The sequence below is a fragment of the Novipirellula caenicola genome (assembly GCF_039545035.1).
GTDB classification, from domain to species: domain Bacteria; phylum Planctomycetota; class Planctomycetia; order Pirellulales; family Pirellulaceae; genus Novipirellula; species Novipirellula caenicola.
Map to the genome: position 1 here is coordinate 327,810 of NZ_BAABRO010000006.1, position 6,727 is coordinate 334,536.

Below are 6,727 nucleotides of genomic sequence, written 5' to 3' on the forward strand. Positions count from 1 at the left end.
GATCGCGATTATGAGAAGGTGCCGGTGCTGGTTCCGAACGATTCCTTCTCGACCCCCATCCGTTGGGCGATGTCGACAAACAGATTGCAAAGCGGGACATTGCCCGACCCCTTCGATCCGGCCTTCTTGAACTCACCGCGTCCGTAGCCGCCACCCGCCATCACGATGGGTAGATCGGTGTTGGTGTGCGAGCTGCCGTTGCCCATGCCGCTACCAAACAGCACCGCGGTCGAATCGAGCAGGCTTTGTTGGCCATCTTGGATTCCGGCAAGCCGCGTGAGGAACTTTCCAAATTGTTCCAATTGGTAGGACTCGAGTGTAATCAGATGTGCAATCGTCTCTTCGTCGTTACCGTGATGCGAAAGACTGTGATAGGATTTGTCGATCCCTAGATTCTGGGGCAAGAAGCTGCCGCCGATTTCCAATGTGGCGATTCGCGTTGAATCGGTTTGCAGCGCTAATGCGATCAACTCGTACAACATCGGAAGATCGTCAACAGTGTTGGTGTTGGCCGGTTTCTCAAACGGGGCTTCGGGTTTGGGTTGGTCCGCCCAGCGTCGTCGGACTTGCAATCGTTTTTCGACGTCACGAATCGAACTGAAATACTCATCCAGCTTCGCTCGGTCTTCTTGATTGACGCGTTTGGAAAGCGCGCCGGCTTGTTCGGTGATCGAATCGAGAATCGAAGCATCGACCGCCGTGGCTTTGACCTTCTGCGCCCGTTGCTCTTGCGATTCGGTGACAAACAGCTTTTCAAACAACTCGGCAGGCCCGGTGATCGGCGGGACGCGGACGCCCGATTTGGTCCAAGACATTTGACACCCGCCATGGATGCCGCCTTCGGATCCGACGGTCAATGATGCGAATCGCGTTTGATCGCCAATTTCATCCGCAAGGAATTGGTCAATCGTGACGTTGCCGTCCGGACGATGTTTCGATTCGTGGTGCAACACCCCGGAAAGGAATGTGTGGACCGCAAAGTGCCCGCCACGCAATCCATGATCCAATCCACGGTAAACCGTGATTTGGTCACGATTATCGGCCAACGGTTTCAGCAGCGTGGTCTGCTCGAAATCCTTGCCCGTCGTCTCAGGGAAAAAATGCTTTTGTTGAAATCCCAACAAATTGCCCACGGCAACGAATCGTCGTGCACCCACCCCGGCGCCACGCGTCGTCTGAATCGCCGCATTGCTGCCAACCGATTCGGCCTTTAGCGAGGAAAGACCGGGCAACGCGAGCGATCCGGCGACCGAGCGGAGGACAAATCGCCTGCGATCAAACTTCTTTTTCTTTGGTTTTGACATGACTACATTCTAGCCAAATGGGGAGCGCATTCCAACGTCAACGGGGGTCGAGCGTTGCAAAGCGAATTGGGAGGGAGGTGCAGGAAGGGGGGCGTTCGCTACAAGCAAATCATCCATTTGACGTGCTTTTGGACGAACAACAACTGGCGTTAGAAACCATTATGCAATAATTCCCCTCGCTCCACCACAAAGTCCATAGATTTTTTTGCAGAGAGTCGGCCGCGATGAATGTCCCCCAAGGCTGAGTCCGGGGCGAGTTTTTCGGCGCGACTCGTGTCAAGAACTTGCTGATTTACTGAGCCGCGACGCGTCAGCGGCCGGGGCCCACGCACCACGCGGTGCCTTACGGCCAACGCGATTTACTTTGGCCTTAACCGAGTGGTTTTAATAGCGGAGCGGCGCGAGCCGCCCGGTCAAAATCGAACGCTCTACTCGCTGCAGCCGGGCGGATCGCGGTGCACCGCTACAAAAAATAGGTGGCATTGGCCTAGCAGCCCACGGCTGACCGCTGCGATTTGCATTGCGATTGAATCAACAAGCGGTCAAAGGATGCCGCCACAGCAGGGGGAGCCCGCTAGCCCTTTTTGACGAATTCGGACTTTAGCGACATCGCGCCAATGCCGTCGATCTTGCAGTCGATGTCGTGATCGCCGTCGACAATGCGGATGTTCTTGACCTTCGTGCCCACTTTGACCACGCCGCCATTGAACTTCAAGTCTTTGACGACGACGACCGTGTCGCCGTTCTCGAGCACGTTGCCATTGGCGTCCCGAGTCGCTTCCTCTTCCGCAGCAGCCGCTTCGTCAGCCGGTGACCACTCGTGGGCACAGCTGGGGCAAACCAGCAATGGTCCGTCTTCGTAGGTGTATTCGCCGTCACATTGGGGGCAGTTGGGGAGATTGTTCATCAATCAGTCGCCGAGTTTGAGTAAGGTTGCTCCGCGATTGTTGCAGATGAGCCTCGGATGAAAAGATGACGATACAAAAAAACGCTCACGCCGGATGGCCGCCTCGCAGCCCTCTCGGCGATACGAGACATCGGTGGATCGATGCAGGTGATCGCTTAGTGTGCACGTACGCACGGCGATGAACGCATGACGAAGCGTGTGTGACGAAGCGCGTGTGCGATCTTGAGAGCGAATGATGCACGCAGTGTCCTGTGGCGATCCTGTTGATGGAACAGTTCAACCGCAATGCGAGGAGGTTCAAGTTTGGCTCGGTTTGTGCCATGCACACCAGCGCAGTGAGACGGCAACCGCTTGCGGCTCGTGTCGACGTCAGATGCATGGTGTTGTTGCACGTTCGCTGGATTGGATGCCAGGGCTCGCGGAGGCTTCTGTTGTCGCTGTGTGTGTCGCACCAGACTTCGAGAGAGGCAGAAGACGGCTCCGTTTTGCTTGATCGGTACTCACGATTTTGCAGTCACGGCATCGCTTGCTCGCCGCACTAAGGCCCCCGGCTGCTCGTTGCAATCAAGCAGAGGGACGCGTCTCGACTTGGCATCGCAGCCAGATTGAAATCCAAGTCTTATTCTGCAAGTTCTTCGGCGTGCGGCGGATCGCAATCTATATTCTAGAGGGGCGCGTAGTAGGCCAAGGATTGGTTTGGGGCCGAGGATGCATTGTTTTTTATAAAGAATGTTGGCACGGGACGCGTTTAGACTCGGAGCTTTGAGTACGCAAATGCAGCACATTAGAATCGAATATACCGAAAATATTATCTCACGAACCATCCAGGGTGCATGGCAGGAAATGTCATTCATGGTTCGTGTTGATAATTTGACTTACCAGAAACAAGTGGCAATCCACTGGTGCGGTGAGGACGGTCAGTGGCATTTTGACGAAGCGGCCTACCGCTGCACGTTGCCTGATGGAACCGAGTTGTGGTACGCCTGTATACGTCGCCCGTTGACGTCCGAGCATTCGTTGCCAGGGAACATTCGTTATTCGGTCAGCTACGAGTGCGCGGGACGAACGTTCTGGGACAACAATCACGGTTTAGATTACAAGGTCGATGCGGACGCCGGTGTTATCGTTTACCGCGATGTCCCGATTCAGCATCTGTTCTATGATCCCGTTTTGCAGGGCGGCAAAGTCTCGCTGTCGATCGATTCTGCGGTGCGATCTTCCCTAAACGCCAAAAGCGTGCGAATCCACTGGTCCACGGACAAGTGGAAAACGAGTCACGTCACGCGTTGTTTTAAACGCCCCAATCACTGGGACTTGGTTCGCGGCAGCGTGGCGCGGAATCCGAACCGATACGGCTGGGAAATTTGGACCGGCCGTCTGCCGATTCATCATTCGTATCGCGTGGAATATGCGATTGAATCTGAGACGGATGAAGGTGTCGTCTGGGACAATTGCCATGGCCAAAATTATCAGTCACGGCGAAGTACGCTTCGCGTGTTGACGCTGAATCTGCACTGCTACCAGGAAAGCGATCAAGAACACAAATTCAAGCAGATTGCTCAGGCGATCCAGGATTTTCAAATCGATCTGATTTGTCTTCAGGAAGTCGCCGAGCACTGGAACGATGGCAATGGCGATTGGGCTTCCAATGCAGCACGGCGGATCAATTCATTCTTGCCGCTTCCCTATCACCTGCACACCGATTATTCGCATCTAGGGTTTGATCGATATCGCGAAGGCGTGGCGATTCTGAGCCGGCATGAGTTTTCGTCGACCGACTCGGGGTACGTGTCGGACAGCCAAGATGTCTTTGACATTCATGCTCGTCGCGTGGTCATGGCGCAGATCCATGTTCCGTATTTCGGGCCTGTGAATTTATTTAGTGCTCATTTGAGCTGGCCCGAGGATGGGTTCTACCCTCAATTTGACCGCACGCGACAGTGGGCCGACGAACGGCATGACGAAAACGTGACCGCGACGCTGATCTGTGGCGATTTCAATATCAAAGCCGGGTCCGAGGCTTATTGCCACATCGTCAATACGAGTGAGTATGAAGATCAATACCTCAAGACGGTCAATCGACCCGCGTTTGACCAAGTCTATCACGATCGTGTTCAGGATATCGCCGGCGCGATCGGTCACGATGGCCGGATCGATTACATCTTTTTGAAGAAGGGATCTCGGGTGCAATCACTCAATGGCGTGGAACTGTTTACCGACCATTCCTATGGACGTGTGTCGGACCATACGGGTTACTACGTCGAATTTGAACTAGCATAACATCACTGAAGAAATAGACGAATTTATGAGTTCATATTTTGCAGAGCGATATGCAACACCGGTCCACGCCCGGCTGGAGGTGCCCTTTGCGCGACGAAACGATTTTGATGAGCTGTTCTACCTGCGACGCGGCACGCTCGTCTTTGATGTGGATTGGGGAGTCGACCTCAACATCAAAGTAATCGTCAAGGTGTATCACGAGGATGGAAGCCATGAGCAGTACATCGCTCATACCGATCCCATCAACGTGCATGGCAACAAACACCAACGTGTAACGCGTGACATCTTTATCCACACCCAACCGATGCATCAGGGACGCGTCACTTGTGTGAAATTCTCGTATGTTTTGCATCACGAGTTCCGATCAGTGCCATCGGAATATGAATACATTTTTATGGATGGTCCGCAAGTCGCATTGCCGGGCGAACAGAATCATTCGGTTTCGCCTCAGTGGCGGACGCGGAATGAATACAAAACGCTCGAACTTGACGCTCGGTTACTGCAGAATGATGTGGATTGGATCAACCACAACTATCATTCATTGAACCTGATTCCAAAGTTCACCAAGGGGCAAACTTGGCATCCCTACCACCCCAAACGCTTTATTCATGATCACATCGACAAGGTGATCTGGAAGAAACAAACTGATCCTTCGGGGCTGCATACGATCAAGGTCTGTGTCGACTGCATCGACGACAAAGATTTTTGCAACCATCTACTGTATGCCCATCAATGCGGAGTTCTGGTGCAGGTCATCGTGGATTGGCGGAAGATGACGCTGACGAACAGCAAGAATTACCTCAAGCTGAAGCGGTCCGGTATTGAGCTGTTGGGTGAAATCTGTACTACCAGTGATCCGCTGGCCGAAGTCGCCACGGACATGCACAACAAATTCATCATCTTTGATGACGAAGACTGCATCATCGGGTCGTTCAACATCACGTTCGACCAATGGGGAGCGAATTGGGAATCGGGGATGACATTCCACTCCCGCGGAATGTGTCGGCTACTGCACAATATCTTCCAATCGATCCGCGGAGGGGTGATCCAGCGTTATGGCGTTGATCCTCGCAGCCCGTTTAATCTGTTCTACACGTTCGGACGTACTGCCATGCTCAATGGCAAGTATTATCGCCCACACCACGCGATTTTCTCGGAGATCAACCGCGCGCAACATTCCATCGATCTCTGCTTGTTTCTGATCGGGGAACTGCGAGGCGAGTACGGGGATAGCGTGATCGATGCCCTAATTCATGCCCATCATCGCGGCGTCAAGGTACGCGCGATATTCAACGGCCATTTAGCGTGGCAAGGGGATATCCGCAAACCGCGTACGATGGAGAAGGAGTTTAGTCGTCCGCTGCTGCCAGCGATTCAGCGACTCAAGGATGCTGGCATTCCGATCGCATTGGTTTATGGCGTGTTCGATCGTCCGGTTCCCTATTCGCCAATTCATTCGAAACAGTGTGTGATCGATCGCCGCATTGTCATCGACGGCAGTTTCAATTGGTATAACACCTCGGTGCTTTCGCACGACTTGCTCGTCGTCGTCAATGACGCAGAGGTCGCCGAGCACTACTTGCACGAAGCGCAGCAGATCCTCGATACCTTCCGCGTTTTCTGGTTGAATTAGGGTTTCTGTCACTCAACACTTGAACCTCTTCTGGCTTGTCGATCGTTTCGTTCTACCGGTTTCGTTCTGCCGATCGGGTTCCTCGAACAGCGGTTGGGTCAGGTGCTCCAGTACATCCTGCGGCACCGCGGACGTTGCCGCAATCTCGGGCCATCGCAGAACGGGGGAATCTTGGATCAATCCCTTCTTCAAATGGCTCGATGAGTGTTCTTTATGAGAGTCGAAGGATGGGATTTGCTCAAAGCGACCAATGCAGGCCCCGTATTCGATCTGGATTGCCGCCAGCACGTTTGGTTTTCCGAGTCCGATAGCGCCTGGTATGACGCCGTGTTGCAAACGTCCTGTACGGTCCAATCTGCGCCATCATCAACTTCGTCATTGGATTTTTGTTACCAATCACGCGTGTGTAGTGTCTTCTCTGTAGTGGACGAGGCAACGAGTCCCGTCGTGCCAATAAGTCGCTGGGACTCGTAGCCTGGGATGGTGAAACGCGACGAGTCTGGGGAGATTGGGAGGGCTGGGAAATGAGAAAACTGTTACGCTCCAGCGGATGAAGTCTCAATTTCAATCCGCCACGATGGAGCGTAACAGCGGTGTCATTAT

At 53.6% G+C, this 6,727-nt stretch carries 4 protein-coding genes; 2 read left to right on the forward strand and 2 right to left on the reverse strand.

Annotated elements, in window-relative coordinates:
- Positions 1-8 precede the first annotated feature (8 nt).
- Together ABEA92_RS15065 and ABEA92_RS15070 are read right to left on the reverse strand one after the other, a co-directional pair.
- A complete protein-coding gene (locus tag ABEA92_RS15065) occupies positions 9-1,304 on the reverse strand; it encodes a DUF1552 domain-containing protein (protein ID WP_345684665.1) in 1,296 nt (431 codons plus the stop codon).
- Between the two features lie 574 nt (positions 1,305-1,878).
- Positions 1,879-2,211: a zinc ribbon domain-containing protein YjdM gene (locus tag ABEA92_RS15070; protein WP_345684666.1), complete on the reverse strand. Its 333-nt coding sequence runs from the start codon at positions 2,209-2,211 to the stop codon at positions 1,879-1,881.
- A gap of 774 nt (positions 2,212-2,985) precedes the next feature.
- Between ABEA92_RS15070 and ABEA92_RS15075 the strand changes: the two genes are divergently transcribed.
- Together ABEA92_RS15075 and ABEA92_RS15080 are read left to right on the forward strand one after the other, a co-directional pair.
- Positions 2,986-4,491 (forward strand): endonuclease/exonuclease/phosphatase family protein, encoded by a 1,506-nt coding sequence (locus tag ABEA92_RS15075; protein ID WP_345684667.1) that lies wholly within the window; start codon positions 2,986-2,988, stop codon positions 4,489-4,491.
- 25 nt (positions 4,492-4,516) lie between these two features.
- Positions 4,517-6,124: a phospholipase D-like domain-containing protein gene (locus tag ABEA92_RS15080; protein ID WP_345684668.1), complete on the forward strand. Its 1,608-nt coding sequence runs from the start codon at positions 4,517-4,519 to the stop codon at positions 6,122-6,124.
- Positions 6,125-6,727 lie beyond the last annotated feature (603 nt).